20 protein-coding genes are annotated in these 20,394 nt (G+C 72.1%); 7 read left to right on the forward strand and 13 right to left on the reverse strand.

What is annotated here, in order from left to right; genetic code table 11:
* Nucleotides 1–155: 155 nt before the first annotated feature.
* From ACKI2N_RS07945 to ACKI2N_RS07970, 6 genes are all read right to left on the reverse strand, one after another.
* A complete protein-coding gene (locus tag ACKI2N_RS07945; RefSeq protein ID WP_420995113.1) occupies nt 156–1,187 on the reverse strand; it encodes a porin in 1,032 nt (343 codons plus the stop codon).
* 112 nt (nt 1,188–1,299) lie between these two features.
* Entirely contained in the window at nt 1,300–2,295 is a 996-nt protein-coding gene (locus ACKI2N_RS07950; protein WP_420995018.1) for a Bug family tripartite tricarboxylate transporter substrate binding protein, read from the reverse strand.
* 156 nt (nt 2,296–2,451) lie between these two features.
* On the reverse strand, nt 2,452–3,612 hold the full coding sequence (locus ACKI2N_RS07955; RefSeq protein WP_420995017.1) for an acyl-CoA dehydrogenase family protein: 1,161 nt from the start codon (nt 3,610–3,612) through the stop codon (nt 2,452–2,454).
* Nucleotides 3,613–3,642: 30 nt separating this feature from the next.
* The gene (locus ACKI2N_RS07960; protein ID WP_420995016.1) at nt 3,643–4,866 is read right to left on the reverse strand and encodes an acyl-CoA dehydrogenase family protein; all 1,224 of its coding nucleotides are present in this window, start codon (nt 4,864–4,866) and stop codon (nt 3,643–3,645) included.
* A 13-nt stretch (nt 4,867–4,879) separates the two neighbouring features.
* Nucleotides 4,880–5,590 carry an enoyl-CoA hydratase/isomerase family protein gene (locus ACKI2N_RS07965; RefSeq protein WP_420995015.1) on the reverse strand — a complete coding sequence of 237 codons (711 nt, stop codon included), beginning with the start codon at nt 5,588–5,590 and terminating at the stop codon, nt 4,880–4,882.
* Nucleotides 5,587–6,843 carry a CaiB/BaiF CoA transferase family protein gene (locus ACKI2N_RS07970; protein WP_420995014.1) on the reverse strand — a complete coding sequence of 419 codons (1,257 nt, stop codon included), beginning with the start codon at nt 6,841–6,843 and terminating at the stop codon, nt 5,587–5,589. Before ACKI2N_RS07970 ends, ACKI2N_RS07965 begins: the two co-directional genes overlap by 4 nt.
* A 199-nt stretch (nt 6,844–7,042) precedes the next feature.
* On the opposite strand from ACKI2N_RS07970, the gene ACKI2N_RS07975 reads away from it, so the two are divergent.
* Nucleotides 7,043–7,975 (forward strand): LysR family transcriptional regulator, encoded by a 933-nt coding sequence (locus tag ACKI2N_RS07975; RefSeq protein ID WP_420995013.1) that lies wholly within the window; start codon nt 7,043–7,045, stop codon nt 7,973–7,975.
* Nucleotides 7,976–8,067: 92 nt separating this feature from the next.
* Here the strand turns inward: ACKI2N_RS07975 and ACKI2N_RS07980 are convergent, their stop codons facing one another.
* The 6 genes from ACKI2N_RS07980 to ACKI2N_RS08005 form a co-directional block, all read right to left on the reverse strand.
* The gene (locus ACKI2N_RS07980; protein ID WP_420995011.1) at nt 8,068–8,580 is read right to left on the reverse strand and encodes a CinA family protein; all 513 of its coding nucleotides are present in this window, start codon (nt 8,578–8,580) and stop codon (nt 8,068–8,070) included.
* A 3-nt stretch (nt 8,581–8,583) separates the two neighbouring features.
* A complete protein-coding gene (locus tag ACKI2N_RS07985) occupies nt 8,584–9,693 on the reverse strand; it encodes a flavodoxin family protein (RefSeq protein WP_420995009.1) in 1,110 nt (369 codons plus the stop codon).
* A 205-nt stretch (nt 9,694–9,898) separates the two neighbouring features.
* Nucleotides 9,899–10,558: a UdgX family uracil-DNA binding protein gene (locus tag ACKI2N_RS07990; RefSeq protein ID WP_420995008.1), complete on the reverse strand. Its 660-nt coding sequence runs from the start codon at nt 10,556–10,558 to the stop codon at nt 9,899–9,901.
* A gap of 5 nt (nt 10,559–10,563) precedes the next feature.
* Nucleotides 10,564–11,184: a diguanylate cyclase gene (locus ACKI2N_RS07995; protein ID WP_420995007.1), complete on the reverse strand. Its 621-nt coding sequence runs from the start codon at nt 11,182–11,184 to the stop codon at nt 10,564–10,566.
* Between the two features lie 31 nt (nt 11,185–11,215).
* Nucleotides 11,216–11,578 (reverse strand): hypothetical protein, encoded by a 363-nt coding sequence (locus ACKI2N_RS08000; protein WP_420995006.1) that lies wholly within the window; start codon nt 11,576–11,578, stop codon nt 11,216–11,218.
* A gap of 311 nt (nt 11,579–11,889) precedes the next feature.
* The gene (locus ACKI2N_RS08005) at nt 11,890–12,834 is read right to left on the reverse strand and encodes a DUF72 domain-containing protein (RefSeq protein WP_420995005.1); all 945 of its coding nucleotides are present in this window, start codon (nt 12,832–12,834) and stop codon (nt 11,890–11,892) included.
* A 307-nt stretch (nt 12,835–13,141) separates the two neighbouring features.
* Here ACKI2N_RS08005 and ACKI2N_RS08010 point away from each other — a divergent pair, with 307 nt between their 5' ends.
* The 5 genes from ACKI2N_RS08010 to ACKI2N_RS08030 all read left to right on the forward strand — a co-directional run bounded on the left by ACKI2N_RS08010 (nt 13,142) and on the right by ACKI2N_RS08030 (nt 17,128).
* Nucleotides 13,142–13,630: a hypothetical protein gene (locus tag ACKI2N_RS08010; protein WP_420995004.1), complete on the forward strand. Its 489-nt coding sequence runs from the start codon at nt 13,142–13,144 to the stop codon at nt 13,628–13,630.
* A 114-nt stretch (nt 13,631–13,744) separates the two neighbouring features.
* The gene (locus tag ACKI2N_RS08015; protein ID WP_420995003.1) at nt 13,745–15,544 is read left to right on the forward strand and encodes a thiamine pyrophosphate-requiring protein; all 1,800 of its coding nucleotides are present in this window, start codon (nt 13,745–13,747) and stop codon (nt 15,542–15,544) included.
* A gap of 222 nt (nt 15,545–15,766) precedes the next feature.
* Nucleotides 15,767–16,207 (forward strand): Hsp20/alpha crystallin family protein, encoded by a 441-nt coding sequence (locus ACKI2N_RS08020; RefSeq protein ID WP_420995002.1) that lies wholly within the window; start codon nt 15,767–15,769, stop codon nt 16,205–16,207.
* A gap of 14 nt (nt 16,208–16,221) precedes the next feature.
* A complete protein-coding gene (locus ACKI2N_RS08025) occupies nt 16,222–16,626 on the forward strand; it encodes an Hsp20/alpha crystallin family protein (RefSeq protein ID WP_420995001.1) in 405 nt (134 codons plus the stop codon).
* Between the two features lie 118 nt (nt 16,627–16,744).
* Nucleotides 16,745–17,128, forward strand: coding sequence for a hypothetical protein (locus ACKI2N_RS08030; protein ID WP_420995000.1), 384 nt, complete (start codon nt 16,745–16,747; stop codon nt 17,126–17,128).
* 46 nt (nt 17,129–17,174) lie between these two features.
* Here the strand turns inward: ACKI2N_RS08030 and ACKI2N_RS08035 are convergent, their stop codons facing one another.
* Nucleotides 17,175–17,978 (reverse strand): AraC family transcriptional regulator, encoded by an 804-nt coding sequence (locus tag ACKI2N_RS08035; RefSeq protein WP_420994999.1) that lies wholly within the window; start codon nt 17,976–17,978, stop codon nt 17,175–17,177.
* Between the two features lie 179 nt (nt 17,979–18,157).
* Here ACKI2N_RS08035 and ACKI2N_RS08040 point away from each other — a divergent pair, with 179 nt between their 5' ends.
* Entirely contained in the window at nt 18,158–20,341 is a 2,184-nt protein-coding gene (locus tag ACKI2N_RS08040; RefSeq protein WP_426990720.1) for a TonB-dependent siderophore receptor, read from the forward strand.
* Nucleotides 20,342–20,394 lie beyond the last annotated feature (53 nt).

Below are 20,394 nucleotides of genomic sequence, written 5' to 3' on the forward strand. Positions count from 1 at the left end.
TTGGATACTGCCACTTCCGACCGGCCCGCGGACCCGGGGGCACGGAGACGGAGAGCGGAAGCGCACGGTTCCAACCATGCGCGCGGCGGGGACGGGAGTCGGTACGGTGCCGTACGCCGTACCGGACTCCGGGGAGCGGGATCGGCGGCTTTGCCCTAGAACCGATGCCGCAAGCCGACGCTGACGGATTTCGCGTCGTCGCCGCTGCCCGGATTGACGGCGATGCTGTTGTTGGTCACGCTGCCGCCGGCGCTGTTGTGCACGTACACCGCCCGCACATAGCCGGTGGTCCGCTTGCTCAGGTCGTGATCCCATCCCACCGTCACCGCCAGCGGCCGCTCGCCGCCGCCCAGGATCTGCCGCTTGAGCGCCGCGGCCTTGAAGGTGTCCCGCTGCGTCACCGTCCAGTTGAGGGTCACGCCATAGTGCCGCGCCGACCGCGTATCCGGGCGCTCGCTGCTGGCCGAGCTCAGCAACAGCCCCAGCTCGACCGCCTTGAACCGGTACGACCCGCCCACGAAATGGTTCGAGGTCAGCGTCGGGTCCACCGGCACGCTGGCGCCGGAATACATTCCCTGATAGCTGTAGAACGCATAGGCGTTGCCGGCCTCGTACGCGGCATTCATGCCAAAGTTCAAGCCCGACCGCGCCGATCCCGGCACCTCGCCCGGCGCCACCGCGGCGCCGAAGGAGAACCCGCCCCAGGTGGGCGAGAAGTACTGCACGGCGTTGTCGAAGCGTGCCGCGTAGGCTACGTGTCCGGTTCCCTGCGACGCCGTCGCGCTCAGCAGGTTGAATGGCGATATCGCCCCGTTCAGCAAGAACGGGTCGAGCCGCAGCAGCGCGTAGAACGACGGCGTGTACTGGCGCCCCAGCCGGAATTCCCCCCAGCCGTTCGACAACCCCACATACGCCTGCCGCCCGAACAGCCGGTTGCTGCCGAAGAACTCCATCCCGTTGTCGATATTGAACCCGGACTCGACCAGGAAATTGGCCTTCAGTCCGCCTCCCAGGTCCTCGATTCCCCGGATGCCCCAGCGCGACGCCGCTTGCTGGCCTTCGCGCATGCGCACCACGCTGTCCGATCCCTTGGCGTATTCGATCGAGGCATCCACCACGCCGAACAGCTGCATCGTGCCCGCGGTTGCATCGGCGCAGGCGAGCGCCGTCCCGATTGCCGCGCCCATTGCCATTCCCGCCGCCGTCCACTGTCTAGCTTTCACGCTGCCTGTCTCCCGTTGTCGTTGTCGTTGTCGTCGTCGTTGTTTTCGTCGTTTTGGTCGTCTTCGTGCGCTGCGGTCACTCGGCCTCGAGTCCCGCCACCTTCACCACTTCGCCCCATGCCGCGAGGTCGGTGCCGAGCAGCCTTGCCAGATCGGCCGGGCTCGACGGGTTGGCCGGCTTCAGGTTCATCGCGGCGAAGCGCTCCCGGTCCTGCGGGGATTGCAGGATGCGGTTCACCTCGGCGTTCAGGCGCGCGACGATCGGCGCCGGCAGGCCCCTGGGCCCGAACAGCGCGCCCCAGCTGGCCTGCTGGAAGGACACGCCTTGCTCGGTCATGGTGGGCACCTCCGGCGCGGGCAGCAGCCGCTCCGGGCCGGAGACGGCGATGCCGCGGATGCGGCCGGATTTCAGGTGAGGAATGGCCGATACCGAATCGGTGATGCCGATGGTCACGTGCCCCGCCGCCAGGTCGTTGCTGCACTGGGTGGCGGTCTTGTAGGGAATGTGGCGCAGGTGGATGCCGGTCTTGGCCTTCAGGTACTCCATCGCCAGGTGGCCGCCGGAGCCCACGCCCCAGGAGCAGTAGGCCAGTTCGGTCTTGCTGGCCTTCACATAGGCCAGCAGCTCCTGCAGGCTGCGCACCGGCATGCCGGCGCTGACCGCCAGCAGGTTGCCGCCGGGCGCGCTCGGACGCGCGATCGGCGTGAAGTCCTTGAGCGGGTCGTAGGGCAGCGACCGCGTGGTCCACGGGTTCACCGTCAGCGTGGCCGAGTAGGTGTACAGCAGCGTGTAGCCGTCCGGCGCGGCGCGGGCCACGGTTTCGTTGGCGATGATGCCGTTGGCGCCCGGGCGGTTGTCGATCACCACCGGCTGCCCGAGCGCCGTGGTCAGGCGCTCGGCGACCAGGCGCGCGGTCTGGTCGGTCACGGTGCCGGCGCCCGAGGGCAGCACCATGCGGATCGGGCGGCTGGGGTAGGGGGCTTCGGCGCGCGCGCCGGCGGCGCTCGCCACGGCCAGTGCCGTGGCGAGGACCATGCCGGCCCTGCGGGCGTGGGTGTGCTGGCTGAACATGCTGCTGTCTCCGTTGCGGCGCGTTGGCCGCGCATGCCGGTACGTTGCCGGGCTGTGATGGTCGAGAGTCGACGGGCGATAGTCGAGGGTCGAGGGTCGAGGGTCGATGGGCGGGAATCCATGGCCGGCGCCCGCCGGCGCCATGGGCGCGCCGGCTCAGGCCCGCGCCGGCGCTGCGCGATCGAGCGCCGCCAGGCGCTCGTAGTGCCAGTCGGCATCGCCGAACAGGTTGGCCAGCGCGGCCAGGCGCTTGTAGCAATGGCCGATCTCGGTCTCGTCGGTCATGCCGATCGCGCCGTGCAGCTGCACCACGTCTTCGCCGAGCGCGCGGGCGGCGCCCGACACGAAGGCCTTGGCCTGCGAGACCGCGCGCCGGCGCGCCGGCGCATCGCCATGCAGCGCGGCCGCCGCCGTTTCGGTAATGGCGCGCGCCTGCTCGACGCTCACGTAGAGGTCCACCAGCCGATGGCGGATCACCTGGTTGGCGGCCAGCGCGCGGCCGAACTGTTCGCGCGTGAGCGCGTAGTCGCGGGTCAGCTCGAAGGCGCGCGCCATGGTGCCCACGGCTTCGGCGCAGGCCATCGCGGTGGCGTGGTCGATGGCGGCTTCGACCAGCGGCCAGGCCCCGCCCACCGCGCCGATGCGGGCACTGTCGGGCACTGTGGCGCGGCGCAGGGTCACGCTGGCGGTCTGGCGGCCGTCATAGGTGGGCAGCGCCTCGATGGCGATGCCGCGCGTGCCGGCGGGCACCGCGAACAGCGTCAGGCCGTCGCGCTCGCGGCGCGCGCCGCCGGTGCGCGCCAGCACCAGCAGCACATCGGCGCTGCCGCCGCCCAGGACCAGTGTCTTGCGGCCGTCCAGCGTCCATTGGCCCGCGGCGGCCATATCGTCGTCGCGCCGCTGCGCGCCGGTGCTGACGTCGAAGGCGTCATAGCGCCCCTGCGGCTCCCACGCGGCCAGCGCCAGCATCGTCGTGCCCTGCGCCGCCGCGGCGGCGGTGGCCGCATGCGCCGGATCGCCGCATGCGGCCAGCAGCGGCGCGCACAGCGCGGCATTGGCCAGCCACGGCTCGGCGGGCTGGGCGCGGCCCAGTTCCTCGGCCAGCAGGGCCTGGTCGGCGGTATCGCCGAGGCCGCCGCAGGCTTCGGGCAGGCCCACCGCCAGCCAGCCGAAAGCGGCAAACGCCTGCCAGTGCCGGCGGGAGAAGCCGCCTGGCTCGGCCAGCGCCGCGCGGCGCTGCTCGAAGCCGTAGTCGCGCTCGACATAGCGCCGCACGCTTTCCTGCAGCATGCGGCGGTCGTCCTGGGAATCGCTCATGGGTTCCGTTCCTTTACCGGGATGGTCGGGCTAGAGGCCGAGCACCTGCTTGGCCAGCAGCTCGTGCTGGATCTCGCTGGAGCCGCCGGCGATGGTGTAGCCGCGCGTGACGAAGCGCCGCGCCGAGGCGGCCGCCGCGTAGGCCGATTGCCCGGGCTGCGGCGCCGCCGGCTCGAAGTGCGCGGCGCGGTCGTAGGCCAGCGTGCCGGGCCCCAGCGCGTCGACGGCCAGGTTCTCGATGTCCTGGATCAGCCGGCTGCCGAGCAGCTTGAGCATGCCGGTCTCGGGCCCGAGCTGTTCGCCGGCGCGCGCCCGCTTGCGAAAGCGCAGCACGGTGGCGGCCAGCGCCGCCAGCCGCACTTCCAGCTCGCTGAAACGCCGCGCGAACCACGGCCGCTGCATCAGCGGCTGCCCGTGCTCCTCCAGCTCGGCGGCGATCGCGCGCACCTTGGCCAGCCGGCGCCGGTTCTCGGCCACGCGCGCCAGGTTCAGCCGCTCATGCTCCAGCAGCGACTTGGCGATGGCCCAGCCGGCGTTCTCGTCGCCGACGCGGTTCTCGATGGGCACTTCCACGTCGTCGAAGAACACCTGGTTGAACAGATGCCAGCCGTGGATGCCCACCAGCGGCCGCACGCTGACGCCGGCGCTGCGCATGTCGATCAGCAAGAAGCTGATGCCCTGTTGCGCGCGCGCCTCCGGATCGGTGCGCACCAGGCAGAAGATCCAGTCGGCGTACTGCGCGTACGAGGTCCAGATCTTGCTGCCGTTGACCACGTAGGCCTCGGTGCCGTCCGCGCGGGTCTTGCGCACCGCGCGGGTCTTCAGCGAGGCCAGGTCGGAGCCGGCATTGGGCTCGGAGTAACCCTGGCACCACCAGTGCTCCAGGTTGAGGATGCGCGGCAGGAAGTATTGCTGCTGCGCCGGCGTGCCGTAGCGGATCAGGATCGGCCCGATCATCTCGACGGAGATGCCGCCGGTCTCCGGCGCGTGGGCCAGCACCAGTTCCTCCTGGAACGCGGCGCGGCGTTCGGCGCTCCAGCCCAGGCCCTGCCACTCGCGCGGCCAGTGCGGCGCCAGCCAGCCGCGCCCGGCCAGCCGGCGCTGCCAGTCGAGCATCTCTTCCTTGCTCACTTCCAGGCCGAGGCGCACCTTCTCGCGCACGCCGCCGGGCAGCGCCTGCGCGACGAACGCGCGCACCTCGCGGCGGAAGTCCTGCAGCGAGGCTTCGCTGTCGGCGGTGATGGGATCGGTCATCGGGCGTCTCTCTTCAGTCGTGGATGTCGCGGCAGGCGTCGAGCCAGGACGGCAGCGCCATGCGCGTGCTGGCGGCACGCATGCCACCCTTGATCGCGGCCACCGCGCCGGCCGGAAAACCGGCGATGGCCGCGGCCATGGCGCGCGCGCGGTCGAGTACCTGCGCGTCGCCGGTGACTTCGGTGGCGATGCCCAGCCGCAGCAGCTCGGCCGCCGGCACGCGCTCGCCGAGCAGGCACAGGCGCGCCGCCACCGCCTCGGAATGGCGCAGCGCCAGCCAGGCCAGATTGCGCGGCGCCGCCATGCCGATGCGGATCTCGCCGATCTGCAGGAAGGCGCCGGCGCCGCACACCAGCAGGTCGCCCGCCAGCGCCAGCGCCGCGCCGCCGTTGACCGCATGGCGCTCCAGCGCCACGATCCAGGCCTTGCGGCTTTGCAGCAGGCCCAGGTGCACGCGTTCCCACGCCCTGGCGAAGCCGGCCATGCCGTCCGCTTCGGCCTGCAGCGCCTTCAGGTCGAGGCCGGAGCAGAAGGCGCCGTCGGCGCCCCGCAGCAGCACGGCGTGCGTGGCGGCGTCGGCGTTGACGGTGTCGATGGCGTCGGCCAGCGCGCGCGCCAGGGCGCCGTCGATCGCGTTGCGGCGCGCCGGGCGGTTCAGCACGATCTCGGCCACGCCGGCATGGCGCACCAGCAGGACCGGCGGCGCGGCGCCGATCCCGCTCATGCTGCCTCCCGCGGCGCGCCGCTGGTGTCGTTGGCGTCGTTGGTGTCGCCGGTGCCGAGGCCGATCGCGCCGGCGCGGGCCAGTTCGTCGATCCGGCCGGCGCCGAAGCCCAGCTCGGCCAGCACTTCGGCGGTGTGCTGGCCGAGGCGCGGCACCGCCGGCATGTCGCCGGCCGCCAGGCTCGCGAGGGTGAAGGGCAGCCCCGGCAGCTCAAGCTGGCCGCCGTAGCCGTTGCCCACCGCGCGCAGGATGCCGCCCGCGCGCACGTCGGCGCTGGCGCTGACCTGGTGGTAGTCGCGCACCACGCCGACCACCACCTGGTGGCGCTCGAGCAAGGCGCGCGCCGCGTCGCCGCCGAGGTGGCGCAGCGCGCCGTGCAGGATGGCCAGCAGCGCGGGGCGGTTCTGCACGCGCAGCACGTTGCTGGCAAAGCGTGCGTCGTGCGCCAGCGCGGGCTGGCCGATGGCCGCGCACAGGCGCGCCCAGTGCTCGTCCAGGTAGGCCGACAGCACGATATGCCCGTCGGCCACCGCGATCACGTCGGCGGCGGGCGCGGCCTTGGGCTGGCTGTTGCCGCTGCGCACCGGCAGCGCGCCGGAGCACTGGTACTCCGCCCACAACTGCGCCTGCAACTGCACGCCGACCTGCAGCAGCGAGGTCTCGATGGTTTCGCCGGCACCGGTGCGCAGGCGCCGGAACAGCGCCGCCAGGATGGCGTTGGCCGCCGCCAGCGCGGTGGCGGCGTCGATCAGCGCGAAACCGGCCTTGAGCGGTTGCCCGCCGGCCTCGCCGGTGACCGACATCATGCCGCTTTCGGCCTGCGCGGCGATGTCGAGCCCCGGCCGCGAGCGCGAGGGCCCGCGCGTGCCGAAGCCGCTGATCGAGGCATGGATCAGCGCCGGCCTGGCCGCGCGCAGCGTGGCGGCGTCCAGCCCCAGCGCCTCCATCACGCCGTGGCGGGTGTTGTGCAGCACCACGTCGCTGGCCAGCGCCAGGCGGCGCGCGGCCTCGGCGCCGCCCTCGCTGCGCAGGTCCAGCGCGATGCCGCGCTTGCCCCGGTTATAGGCCAGGAACATCGGGCTCTGCGCGCTGGTGCCGTCGAAGCGCCGCGCGCTGTCGCCGCGCAGCGCCTCCACCTTGACCACGTCGGCGCCCAGGTCGGCCAGCATCATGGCCGCCCCCGGCGCCGCGATGAACTGCCCGAATTCCGCTACCCGAATGCCTGCCAGGGGCTGGTCTTGCCGGCTTGCCATTGGATCCGCTCCTCGTTCCGTGCCGGCGTGGCCGGCGGTTGTGGTGATGCGTACGGATCATGCGGCAGCGCCGCGCATCGCGGCAGATGCCAGGATCGCTGCGGTGGAAACCACCGGTTAGCACCGCGGGTTATCCCGCGGTTGCCCGGAATGCCGCTATCCTGTGCGTCCCCCAAGGTCGTATCCGTCGAGCGTTTCCATGCGTCTGAGCCAACTCCAGGACTTCATCGCCGTGGCCGAGCACGGCAGCATCCGCGCCGGCGCCCGCGCGCGCGAGGTGTCGGCGCCCGCGCTGACCAAGAGCATCCGCCAGCTGGAAGAGGAGCTGCACGTGCCGCTGCTGACGCGCACCACGCGCGGCATCGTGCTGTCGCGGTACGGCGAGGCGTTCCTGGTGCGCGCGCGGCTGATCGCCACCGAGGCGCGCAAGGCCGGCGACGAGATGTCGCAGATGCTGGGCGCGCGCAACGGCGCGGTGCGCGTGGGCGTCACCGGCGGCCCGGCAAGCCTGCTGCTGCCGGAGGTGATCAAGCGCTTCCGGGCCCAGCACCCGGACGTGATGGTCAGCATCGACAGCGGCGTCTACGTGACCCACCTGGCGGACCTGCGCGCCGGCGTGATGGACATGGCGGTGAGCCCGGTGCCGGACCACGGCATCGAGCGCGACCTGCAGTGCGAGCCGCTCTACGACAACGATTCGGTGGTGGTGGCGCATCGCGAGCATCCGCTGCGCCACGCCCGCAGCCTGCGCGAACTGGTGGGGTCCGAGTGGGTGCTGACCGGGCAGGCCATGCAGGGTCCGGGGGCCGCGATCCTGGACGCCTTCCGCGCGCGCGGCCTGCCGCTGCCGCGCGTGGCGGTGCGCTGCAACAGCATCGGCATCATCCAGCCGCTCTTGCAGGACCGCAACCTGCTGTGCCTGCTGCCGCGCCAGCTGGTGCCCGGGCGCCTGGCCGCCAGCGGGCTGGTGATCCTGCCCGTCGAAGACCCGCTGCCCAGCCACACCGTCAGCCTGATCTACCGTGCCGACTCGCCGATGACGCCGGTGGCGGCCCAGTTCGCCACGCAGCTGCGGCGCGAGGTGCATTACCTCGCCAACATGGCCGACAGCCCGCTGCGCCGGCAAGGCTGAGCGGCGTCCTGGCAACGTCCCGCGCGCGCGGGCGGCGAGGGCCCGGCCAGGCGGTGGCCGGCGGCGTCGCCGATGCAGCCGCCTACCGCCGCCTACCGCCGCCCGCCCCGGCCGGCCAGTTCCGCGTGCGCCACGGCGCGTTCCAGCGCCCAGTGCGCGGCCGCCGCGCGGACTTCGTTGCGCTCGCCGCGGAAATGCGCGGTTGCGGTGAACTCGGCGCGGTGCCGGCCCGTGTCGAACAGCCACGCAAAGCACTGCGTGCCGGCGGGCACCCCGTCCTCGGCGCCGCCGTCGGCCACGCCGGTGTTGGCGATGACCAGGCTCGCGCCGCAGATGCGGCGCACGCCGCGGGCCATGGCGAGCGCCACCGGCTCGCTGGTCAGGCCGTGGCGCGCGATCAGCGCGGCCGGCACGCCCAGCACGCGCTGCTTGATCTCGGGGGAATAGGCGACGACGGCGCACAGCAGCAGGTCGCCGCAGCCGGGCACGTCGGCCACGCGCGCGGCGATCAGGCCGGCGGTGCAGGATTCCGCGGTGGCGAGCCGCAGGCCGCGGCGCCGCAGGGCCTGCGCGATTTCCGCGATCGTGGCCATGGTGGCGGGCACGGCTTATTTCGGCCGGGGCCTGCGGAGCGCCGCCCCGGCCGCCCGCGGCTGGCCTTGCCGCCGCGCCGTGACCGCGCGGCCGACCAGCGTGGCCGCCTGTATCACCTCCGTGTGCAGGGCGTCGTCGCCGTCCAGCGCTTCGTGGCTGGTGGCGTAGGGGGCGTAATAGCCGATGTAGCGGTCCAGCGCCGCGAGCTTGCCGGCGGGGATCATGCCGATCCAGTCCAGCCAGTTGGCGAGCGCGTTGCGCACCTCGCCGATGCCGGCCACGTCGCCGTGCACGACCACGCCGTAGACGCGGCCGGCAAGGTGCTGGGGGTAGTCCCAGCCCGACAATTCGAGCGCCTTCGCGCGCGCGGCATCCTTGCCCGCGGTGGCGGTGGGATCGGGGTTGCCGCCGTCGGCGCACACCAGCCGGTCCATCATCAGCTTCAGCGGGCTGGTGGCCTGGTACCAGTGCACCGGCGTGAGGATCAGCACGCCGTGGCAGGCGACCCAGCGCGGGTAGAGCGCATTCATCCAGTCGTTGACCTGCCCCAGCGCGTGGTTGGGATAGCAGCTGCAGGGCCAGTGGCAGAGCGGCATGGCGGTGGAGACGCAGCCCTTGCAGGGATGGATGTGCAGGTCGAAGTCCGACGACAGCAGGCTCAGGTCGAGCAGGTCGACCTCCATGCCGGCCGTCTCGAGCGCGCATTGCGCGAGCGCGGCCAGCCGGTGGGTTTTCGACATTTCGCCGGGGCAGGTGTGGTCGTTGCGCGGCGACGCGTTGACCAGCAGCACGCGCGACGCGCCGCCGGCGTCGCCATGCCGGCGCTGCGCCTCGTCGATGGCCGCGCGCGCGGCGATCCATTCCACCGACAGGTCGTACCCGGGGTCCTGGTAGCCGGGCCCGGCCTTGCGCGTGCGCGGCGCCTTGCGCGCTTCGTCGTAGGCGCGCCAGGTGATCGCCTCCAGCCTGGCGATGGCCGGCTGCTCGGCGTCGAACCAGGGGTCGGCGAAGCGTGCCGCGAAGCGGGCGCGGAACTGTTCGCGCGTCAGGTTCTGCGTGACCTGGCCCTTGCGCGGCTGCGGCACGCGGGGCGGTTCGTTGCCATGGGGAGGACCGTCGGACATGGGCATCTTCCGGTTGCCGGCTGCGGCGGCGACGCAGGCAGTGCTGCAAGTTCCGTTCCGGCGGCCGGCGCGCCTGCCATGGCCGCTGCCGGCGCGGCCGTTGTAAGCGGCGGCATCGCGGGTTTGCAATTTTTTCCCGGCGCGGCAACGCCTCATGCCGGATCGGGGCGGCCTGTGCCGGCCTGTGCCGGCCCGTGCCGGACCGCTACGCGCGGCCGTCGCGCGCGATGCGGGCGGCAAGCCGGAGCGCCTCGACAATCTGTCCGAACGCCTTGCGCCGGCCCGCCTCGTCCGGCATGCGCAGCACGTACGACGGGTGCCAGGTGGCGATCACGATGCGGCCCTCGTGCTCGACCGGCTGCCCCAGCACCTTGGCCAGTCCCGCCGACTTGCGGTGCAGCACGGCCTTGAGCGCGGTGGCGCCGAGCGCCAGCACCACGCGCGGCTTCACGCGCGCGAGTTCCTTGTCGAGCCAGTAGCCGCACGCTTCGATCTCGAGCTGGCCGGGCGTCTTGTGCAGGCGCCGCTTGCCGCGCAGCTCGAACTTGAAGTGCTTGACGGCGTTGGTCAGGTACACGCTGTCGCGCGCCACGCCGGCCTGCCCGAACGCTTCGTCCAGCAGTCGCCCGGCCTGGCCGACGAACGGGCGTCCGTCGAGATCTTCCTGGTTGCCCGGCTGCTCGCCGACCAACATCAGCGGCGCGCGGGCGCGGCCGCTGCCGGGCACGGCCTGCGTGGCGTGGCGCCACAGGTCGCAGCGGCGGCAGGCATCCAGCGACTCCGGCTGCCCGGCGTCGGGCCGGGCGGCGCGGGGCCGGGCTGTGCCCGCGGGCGCCGGAGCGGGCGGGGCGCGGCGTGTCGGCATGCGAGTCATGCACCCGGCCATGTGCCCGGCCGGGCGGCCGCCTGCCGGCGCCCGCCGCGCGCCGGACCGTGCCCGGCGCGGCGCCACCGCAGGCCGCGCCACAGCTCTTCGGCATAGGGCAGCACGGCGAACAGGAAAACCGCGGCCATCAGGCTTGCCACGTACCAGGCCGGCAACGGCGCGGCCTTGAGCCGCAATCCGGACAGCGGCGCGTGCCGGGGCGCGGACGGCACGCCGAACAGCGCGGCGAAGGCTTGCCAGTGCGCGGCGGCCAGCAACAGCAGGCCGCACAGGGGCAGCACCTCGAGGAAGGCGTGCATGTGCTGCTCGAGCGGAGTGATGAGGCGGCGGGTCGAGGCATAGTGCACGTCCCACCACGCGGTCGCCTCGTGCACGGCGAGCGCGGCCAGCATCACGGCGAAGACGGTCGGCGTCATTTCCAGGAAGACCGCCATCAGCAGCGGCACGCCGATCTCCGCGAACATCAGCAGGTGCAGCAGCGATTCGGCCGCGCCGGCGTTGCGCTCGATGTGCGAGCGCCGGTGGCAGCCCCAGTCGGCCAGCCCGACGGCCAGCCAGGCCGGCAGCAGGAAGTACATCAGGATGGCTCGCACGGCGTCTTGCATGGCGGTCTCCAGGCGTGTTGCGCGTGTCGCGTCACCGCGCGGGCGGCTCGCGCATGGCGGCGGCCGCGGGCGACGGCTTGCCCGCGATCACGCAGCAGACCAGCAGATAGGCCCGCTTCAGGTCCAGCGCCGCGTTGGCGCAGCGCCCCGCCTGCGCGTGCGTGAAAGCCGAGCCGATCCACGTCTCGATATCGCGGTCCAGCGCGGCGTCGCAGAACACGCGGGGGCAGCGCGCCTGCCATAGCGTCATCAAGGCGCGTTGGCGGTTGGCCAGCGTGGAGCGGGGGCAGCCGCCTTCGTTCCTGCCCCACAGTTCCATCCGCAGCGCGAGCAGCATTTCCAGCAAGAAGCCGGCCTGCTGGCGGCCTTGCATTTTCCCTGGCGTCGCGGTCATGCCGGCTCCTGAAAACCTGATGTGTGTGGCGCCCGCGCACGGATGCGGGCGCACCGGATGCCGGGTAGCGTGCAAGCGTTGTGCCCGCTCGCGGACGTCTCGCAAAGCGCACCTCGCCGGCCCGGAAAACGGCGCCGGCGGGGCCGCGCGCAGACCAACAGCCGCGTGGTGGACAGCCTGCTCAACTACGACACCGTGAAAATATTCCGCGCGCGAGCCGTTCGAGCCGGGTCGGGGCCAGCGTGGAGAACCAGTACGCGCTGGCCGCGCAGTGGGGCGCCGAGGCGGCGGCGAGGCGGGGAAGGGGCCGGCTAGCGCGGCTTGCCCTGCGGCTTGTGCTGCGGTTCGTCCTGCGGCTTGTCGTGCTGCTTGCCTTGCGCCGCGTCGCCGGCCCGCAGGCGCCCGACAAGCCGTCCGGCGTCGAACGGCGCCTCCACCTTCTTGTCATTGTCGAAATAGCAGAACACGTCCCGCGCGCGGCGGCGCCGCACGGGCGTGGCGGAGATGCGCCTGGCGTCCGCCGGCTCGCCGCCGGCGGCCCACGCCCGGATGCGGGCGGACCACTGGTCGAGGGCGGCATCCGGGTAGGCGCCGCCATAGAGCGTCTGCGTGCCGTGCAGTCGCAGGTAGAGGAAATCCGCGGTGACCTCTTCGATGTAGGGCCAGTCGGCGACCGCATCGGAGACGACGAGGGCCAGCCGGTGCTTGCGCAGCAGCGCGGCGAACGCGGGCTGGCAGAAGCTCGGATGCCGTATCTCGATGGCGTGCCGCAAGCGCCGCCGCCGGCCGGCTTCGAGCCAGGGCTGCCGGACCCGGTGGTCGTGCTCCCGCGCCAGCGCGGCGGCCTCGCCGGTGTCGCCGGGAAGCAGCGAGACGAAGCGCGCCAGCCGTTCCTCGTCGTAGGCAAAGCCGGGCGGAAACTGCCACAGCAAGGGGCCGAGCTTTTCGCCCAGCGCGAGCACGCCGGACGCGAGGAAATTGGCCATGGCGGGGCGCGCGGCGTCGTCGCGGAAACGCAGCATGTGCGTGAGGTAGCGCGGCCCCTTGACGCTGAAGACGAAATCCGCCGGTGTCGCCGCGTGCCAGGCCCGGTAGCTGGCGCTGGTCTGCAGCGCGTAGTGCGAGCCGTTGATCTCGATGGTGTCGACCGCGCGCGAGGCGAATTCGAGCTCGCGCCGCTGGGCCAGCCCGGCCGGGTAGAAGACCCCGCGCCATCCCGCGTAGCGCCACCCTGAAATGCCGATGCGGATTGTCACCGTCCTCCTCGCGATAGGCCGCTGCGCGGCAGCGTGCCGGCGGCGACGCAATTGCCGTTCCAGCCGCGCCGCGGCGCGCGCTGGCGGCGCCGGCGGCGCGCGCGGCGCGGGATTCGCGGGATTCCTTACCGGGCCGTTGTAGCGATTACACGCGCAGCGCGCCCCCGCGGCGGCGCGTGCGCGCCGTGCGCGGCGCGGCACGGAAGTTGCACCGCGTTGGTGGATACCGCCCCGGGGCAGGCCCTGCGCCCGCAGGCCGCGCGGCGGCTGCCGCGGGGATGGGGTCCACATTCATGGAGATAGAACCATGCCGTCCATCGTCGCAGGCCGTTTTCCTTCCGTTCCCGCCGCCGAGAAAGTCGCCCTCGAGCTTTATGCGCGCGGGTTTTCGGTATGGGACGTCTCCGTGATGTCCGTCGCCGCGGGCGGCAGCCGCCCGGCTGGCGTGCTGCTCGCCGTGCAGGTCGAGGGCGCGCGGCGCGACGACGCGCTGGACGTGCTGCGCCGGGGCGGCGCCTGCGGCCTCGAGCAGGCCACGGGGCAATGGGAGCACGGGCGGTGGGCCGACTTCGATCCGCGCGGCCAGCCGCGGCCGGCCGAGGGGGACGAGCGCGCCGATGTGGCCGATGCCGCCGATGCCGCTGGCGCGCCCGGGGCCGCGCGGGAGCCGGCGGGCCCGGCGCCCGGCAACGCGCCGGTGGCGCAGCAGGCCGTGGCGCTGGACAGCACTTTCAACGAAGACCCGGGCAGCGAGCTGGAGCATTACGTGGACAAGCAGCGCGCCAGCCGCGAGTGAATCCGTCCGCGCCGGTGCGCCCCGGGCAGAACGACCAGGAGCAATCATGCAGACCCATTTCAAGGACGCGCGGAGCCGCCCGCGCCCGTGCGTGCGGCAGCCGGGAGCCGGCGCATGACGACCGTTGCCGATTTCATTCTCGCGCGCCTGCGCGCCTGGGGCGTGGCGCGCATCTATGGCTACCCCGGCGACCGCATCAACGGCATGCTCGGCGCGCTCGACCGCGCCGGTGGGCAGGGGCCGCGCCTGATCCAGGTCCGCCACGAGGAGTCGGCGGCGATGATGGCGTGCGCCCACGCCAAGTTCACCGGTGAGGTCGGCGTGTGCATGGCGACCTCGGGGCCGGGCGCGATCCATCTGCTCAACGGGCTCTATGACGCCAAGGCCGATCACCAGCCGGTGGTCTGCCTGGTGGGCCAGCAGCGCCGCGCCGCGCTGGGCGGCGACTACCAGCAGGAAGTCGACCTGGTGTCGCTGTTCAAGGACGTCGCGCACGAGTACGTGCAGATGGCGGTGACGCCGGGCCAGGTGCGGCACCTGATCGACCGCGCGCTGCGCATCGCGCTCGACCAGCGCAGCGTCACCTGCGTCGTGCTGCCCAACGACATCCAGGATATGGAAGCCGTGCCGGTGCCCCCGGCCGAGCACGGCACGGTGCACAGCGGCGTGGGCTACGCGCGCCCGCGGGTCATCCCGGATGCCGCCTCGCTGGACCGCGCGGCGGAGGTGCTCAACGCCGGCGAGAAGGTCGCCATGCTGGTCGGCGCGGGCACGCTCGGCGCCACCGACGAAGTGATCGCCGTGGCCGAGCGCCTCGGCGCGGGCGTGGCCAAGGCGCTGCTCGGCAAGGCCGCCGTGCCGGACACGCTGCCCTACGTGACCGGCAGCATCGGCTTGCTGGGCACGCGCGCCAGCTGGCAGCTCATGAGCGAGTGCGACACCTTGCTGATGGTCGGCTCGTCCTTCCCGTATGCGGAGTTCCTGCCGCCCGAGGGCCAGGCGCGCGGCGTGCAGATCGACCTCGACGGCCGCCGGCTGAGCCTGCGCTATCCGATGGAGGTCCCGCTGGTGGGCGACGCCGGGCAGACGCTGGCCGCCTTGCTGCCGCGCCTGCGCGAGCGCAGCGACTTCGCCTGGCGCGCGCGCGTGGAGGCCAACGTCGAGCGCTGGTGGCGCGTGCTGGAGCGGCGCGCGCTCGACGACGCGGTGCCCATCAATCCGCAGCGTGTCTTCTGGGAACTGTCATCGCGCCTGCCCGCCGATGCGATTCTGTGCGCGGACTCCGGCACCGCCGCGACGTGGTACGCGCGCGATATCCGCATGCAGCGCGGCATGATGGGCTCGTTGTCGGGCGGGCTGGCTTCGATGGCGCCGGCGCTGCCCTATGCCATCGCGGCCAAGTTCTGCCATCCGGGGCGCGTGGCGATTGCCCTGGAAGGCGACGGCGCGATGCAGATGAACGGCATCAACGAGCTGATCACGGTGGCCGCGCACTGGCGCGGGTGGTCGGACCCGCGCCTGATCGTGCTGGTGCTCAACAACGGCGACCTCAACATGGTGACCTGGGAAGAGCGCGCGATGGGCGGCGACCCGCGCTATCCGGTGTCGCAGTCGGTGCCGCCGTTCGACTACGCCGCGTACGCGCGCATGCTGGGCCTGGAGGGAATCCGCGTGGACAGGCCCGAGGCGATCGGGCCGATGTGGGAGCACGCCCTCGCGGCCACGCGCCCGGTCGTGCTCGACGTGGTGACGGATCCCAACGTGCCGCCGGTGCCGCCGCATGCGACGCCCGAGACCATCCGCAACTACATGAAGGCGCTGCTGGGCGGGGACGCCGAGGGCCTCGCCGTGCTGCGCGCCACCGCCAGGGAACTGTGGGCCGAGGTGGTGCCGGCGGTGCGCGTGCCCGGCTGACGCGCGCGGCGCGGGGGCGGGCGCCGCGCGATGTGAACGGCGAGCCTCCCGCGCGGGGGCTTGAAAATGCGCGCGATTGTTCCTATCTTGATGATGCTCAAGCAGTCGCGATTCATGCGCTGCGTGTTTCTGTTTGTTTGCCGCGGCCCGGCAGGCGAGTGGAGGCGCGTATGCCCGTATGTCCATTCGCCTTCGTGCCGCATCGCGAAGGAGAAATGAACCATGAACAATCTCTTTTTCGGAGCCGGCATCTTCAGCGAGCTCGACCGTCTGCAGCGCCAGATGGGCGAGCTGTTCGGCGGTTTTCCCACCAGCATCCGCTCGGTGGGGCCGGGCGCCTTCCCGCCTGTCAACATCGGCACGACCGACGATTCGATCGAGGTGGTCGCCTTCGCGCCCGGGCTTGCCGCGGCGGATTTCGACCTGTCCATCGACAAGGGCCTGCTGACCCTCAGCGGCGAGCGCAAGCCCGCGCCGCAGGCGGGCCAGGAAGGCGCCCGCCTGTACGCCAACGAGCGTTTCGCCGGCGCCTTCCGCCGCGTCATCGAGCTGCCGTCGAATGCCGATCCCGACAAGGTGCGCGCGACCTACGCCAACGGATGCCTGTCGATCAGCATCGGCAAGCGCGAGTCCTCGCGCCCGCGCGCCATCACCGTGCAATGAGCCAGGAGACCGCCATGGACGAAAACACCAGGCTTGCCGAACGCAGCCAGACAGCATCGCCGCGCGAGGCCGGGCGCGAGGTATCGCGCATCACGCTGACCCCGGCCGTGGACGTCTTCGAAGACAGCCAGGGCGTGACGGTCTGGGCCGACCTGCCCGGCGTGACGAAGGACCGGCTCGAGGTCAAGGTGCATGACGGCCGCCTCTACATCGAGGCCGAGGCGGCCGTGCCGACCCCGGGCACGCTGCAACTGCAGCATGCGGAGATACGCCAGCCGTACTTCGCGCGCGCGTTCTCGCTCAGCCCCGATTTCGACACCTCGAAGATCGAGGCCAACCTGCAGGACGGCGTGCTCCGGCTGACCGTGCCGCGCCGCGACGAAGCGCGGCCGCGCCGCATCGCGGTGGCGGCGGGCTGAGCGCGGCCGGCATTGCCGGCGACATTGCCGGCGAGGCAGGGCGCGTGCCCGCGGCATGCGGCCGCGGGCACGCGCGCAGGCAGATCAGGACCCAACCCGTGAAAGGAGTCGACGGATCATGAGCGAGGGAGATTTTGCCCGGCGCCCGTTCCCGGCCGGGACAATGGCACACGAAGCGGTACACGAAGCGGCGTACGGGGCGGCACACGGAGCGGCCGCGGGCGCGGCGCTCGGAGAGGCGCTGGGCGAGGTGGTGGCGGTGGGCGCGATCCGCCCGTGCGCCGGCGACCTGGTGGTGGTGCGCAGCAGGATCGACCCGGCGGTGGAATTCCACGCGCGCCTCGCGCTGCCGGTGCCGGACGGCACCTGGAAGGCCGCCGTCTTCCATATCGAGCGCGCCGGCCGCACGCTGGCCGCGTTCGACGGCGTGGGCGTGGACGACGAGGTGATCGTGTCGATGGACCAGATCGTCTCGGTCCTCAAGTGCGTGCCGGTCCAGTAGCGCCGCCGGCCACGCGCAAGGCGTGCCGGGCGGCCGGCGCGGGTGCTCACAGCGGCGCGCCCGCCTGGAAGCGCTGCGGCGTGCAGCCGAAGCTGCGCTTGAACATCACGGAGAAGGTGCGCACGCTGGCATAGCCCAGTTCCTCCGCCACGCTGGGGGCGGGCTGCCCGGTCAGCAGCCGCGACATGGCCTCGGTCAGGCGCAGCTGTTCGCGCCACTGGCCGAACGACATGCTGGTTTCCTGGCGGAACAGCCGCGCCAGCGTGCGCGAGCTGGTGTGCGCGCGTTCGCTCCAGCGCTCCAGGGTTTCGTTGTTGTCCGGCTGCGCGATCAGCGCCTCGCAGATGGTGCGCAGCCGCCAGTCCGCCGGCAGCGGCAGGCGCAGGTCGCGCGCGTGCGCCGGGGCGCCGTCGAGCAGGCGCAGGATCAGCGGCACCAGCAGCTGTTCCCGGCTGCCGTCGGCATCGTCCAGCTCCGGGCCGAACATGCCGGCGATGGCCGCGCGCAGCAGGTCCCCCATCGGTATCGCCCGGCATTCCCGCTCCGGGCGCGCGAGCCGCTCCGGCAGGATGTAGAGCGTGCGCAGCGATACCTCGCCCCCCATGTGCAGGGCGTGTTCCACCTGCGAGCCGATCAGCAGCGCGCTGCCTTCGGTCAGCGTCCACAGGCCCAGCGGGGTGATCACGCGCACGATGCCGCGCATGGCGCAGACCAGCTGCGCGCGATGGTGGAAATGCGCGGGCTCGTGGGCGCCGTCCTGGTAGTCCATCGCCTTCGCGATGATCTGGCTGTGCTGGAGCTCGTCGCCGAAGGTCTGGAGCCTGGCTCTTCTCGTGTCCGTTTTATGCACGATTCTTTCCCGATTGCATAGATTCAGCCACGTTTGTCCGGTCCGGAGAAAAGGTTGTCCTGACCTGCACGGCGTGGCTGCGCTAATGTAACGCAACTAATAATCATTCTCAGCCAATTGCATCGTAAAGGAAGCCAATGCGAGTTCCCGGGGGTCGCAGGGACGCGTTTCGCCGCGTCTTGTTGTCAGGTTTGCTGTCAGGCTCGGTCGGCGCCGCCGCCGCTGCCGCGGCGCAGGAAGTGCCTGCTTCCGCCAATGCCGCCAATGCCGCCAATGTTGCCAATGCCGCCGCGCCGGTGCTGCCGGCCGTCACCGTCAGGTCCGGGCGCGAGCGCGGCGGCACCGGCCAGGCGGACGGCTATGTAGCCACCAGCGCGCTGACGGCCACCAAGACCGACACGCCGCTGCGCGAGACGCCGCAGTCGGTGTCGGTCGTCACGCGCGCGCAGATGGACGCGCAGGCCGCGCAGAGCGTCGGCGAGGCGCTGCGCTACACGGCCGGCGTGGTGTCCGAGATCCGCGGCGGCGCCTCGGCGGGCTCGCCCTACCTGTTCAGCCGCGGCTTCTACCTGGAGCAGTTCCTGGACGGCACCCGCCTGCCCAGCGACGCGGGCTTCGGCTACGCCGTTCCCGGCTTCGACCCCTACGGGCTGGAGCGCATCGACGTGCTGCACGGGCCGTCGTCAGTGCTGTACGGGCAGGCCAATCCCGGCGGCGTGGCCAACCTCGTCAGCAAGCGTCCCACCGCCACGCTGCTGCACGAGGTGTTCGTCACCACCGGCAACCACGGCCGCGCGCAGGCGGGCTTCGACCTGGGCGGCGCGCTCAACCAGGACGGCACGCTGTCCTACCGGCTGACCGGCTCCGGGCTGGATACCGGCACCCAGGTCGACGACGCGCGCCAGTCGCGCTTCTTCATCGCCCCGGCCATCACCTGGCGCCCCGGCGCCGACACCTCGCTGACCGTGCTGGCCAAGTACCAGCGCGACCCGGATGCCGGCTACTACAACTTCGTGCCCGCCATCGGCTCGCTGCTGGCCAGCCCGGGCGGCAAGATCTCGCCGCACACCAACCCCGGCGACCCGGGCTTCGACCGCCACCAGAAGACGCAGTACTCGCTGGGCTACCTGTTCGAGCACAACTTCAACCCGGCGTGGACGTTCCGCCAGAACGTGAAATACACCTACGTCAAGGACGATTTCGCCAACGTCTTCTCCAACGGCTACGTGGCGGGCTCCGCCACCGACGTTTCCCGCTACGCCTTCTTCAACGACGAGAACGCCAAGTTCTTCACCGTCGACAACCAGCTGCAGGCGAAGCTGGCCACCGGGCCGGTGTCGCACACCGTGCTGTTCGGCTTCGACTACCAGCGCGTGCTCTATCGCGAGCGGGTGGGGCTGGGCGGCGCGCCGTCGCTCGACATCTTCGCGCCGGTCTACCTGCCGGTGACCATGCCGGCCGCCACCTCGGACGACTTCATCCGCCAGCGGCAGTACGGCCTCTACGCGCAGGACCAGATCGCCTACGGCAAGTGGCGGCTGCTGGTGGGCGGCCGCGAGGACTGGGCCACCGCCGACGACGTCAACCCGATCCAGCAGTCGGCCGTCTCGCAGTCCGAGCGCGCGTTCACCTGGCGCACCGGGCTGGTCTACCTGTTCGACAACGGCATCGCGCCCTACGCCAGCTTCTCCAAGTCGTTCGACCCGCAGGCCGGCGTGCTCTACGGCGGCGGCGCGGCCAGGCCGACCACGGCGCAGCAGTACGAGGTCGGGGTCAAGTACCAGCCGCGCGGCTTCAACAGCTTCGTCACCGCGGCGCTGTTCGATCTGCGCCAGCAGAACGTGATCACCGCCGACCTGCTCCATCCCGGCTTCAGCAGCCAGGCCGGCGAGGTGCGCAGCCGCGGCGTGGAACTGGAAGCCCATGCCAGCCTGTCGCGCAGCCTCGACCTGAGCGCGTCCTACACCTACCTGAGCGCGGTCACCACGTCGTCCAACGATGCGGCCTTCACGCTCGACGGCAGCGCCGTGCCGCTGCAGGGCAAGCAATTGTGGGGCATGCCGCGCCACCTGGCGCGGCTGTGGGCGGACTACACGCTGCACGGCGGCGACCTGCGCGGGCTGGGCTTCGGCGCCGGCGTGCGCTACACGGGCGCCAGCCTCGACACCTCGAACACGCTGCGGGTGCCCTCGGCCACGCTGGTCGACGCCGCCATCCACTACGACACGGGCCTGCACTGGCTGCTGTCGCTGAACGCGCAGAACCTGTTCAACCGCCAGTACGTGGCGTCGTGCTTCGGCGGCACCACCTGCACCTTCGGCCAGGGCGTGCAGGTGCTGGCGAGCGCGCGCTATCGCTGGTAGGCCGGCGGCAAAGCGCCCGCTTGCGGCGCCGGGGCGGCCGCGGGCGGCAGGGG

Source organism: Cupriavidus sp. 30B13 (genome assembly GCF_049059565.2).
Classification (GTDB): Bacteria; Pseudomonadota; Gammaproteobacteria; order Burkholderiales; family Burkholderiaceae; genus Cupriavidus.